This is a genomic window from Glycomyces halotolerans (assembly GCF_054779575.1).
In genome coordinates, this window is record NZ_BAAGXZ010000087.1 from 1 (window position 1) to 508 (window position 508).

The 508-nt window shown below is 38.8% G+C and carries 1 pseudogene; it reads left to right on the plus strand.

The window, feature by feature from the left end:
• A pseudogene (locus ACYVL2_RS20165) lies at positions 1–508 on the plus strand (IS4 family transposase); the annotation flags it as partial.

Below are 508 nucleotides of genomic sequence, written 5' to 3' on the forward strand. Positions count from 1 at the left end.
CAAACAACCATGGCAAATGGCGTTCAAGTAAAAGTCGTATTTATTCAAAACCGCAATAAAAAGAGCGAATGGCTTGCGATTCTCAGCACGGATTGTACGCTTTCTGAACAAGAAATCGTCCGTATTTATGGTATGCGCTGGGATATTGAGGTCTTTTTCAAGACGACTAAATCCCTCTTACGTCTTCAAAAAGAATTTCAAGGCATGTCATATGATTTACTTATTAGCCATACAACGATTGTGTTTTCGAGATACATCGTTTTGTCCTGGCAGAATCGTTGCCATAACGATCAACGAACACTAGGTGGCATTTTTTATGAGCTATGTGATGAAGTGAACGAACTGGATTGGGCTGTCGCATTACAGCAATTAATCGAGCTTCTTGAAGATGCCTTAAAAAAGACGAATAAAACGATTCAAAAAATAATCAAAAGTCAACTACAGCAATGGATTGGCGGTCTGCCTAACTATATCAAGGCTTATTTGTCGATTTCAGTCTGCGAAGTTT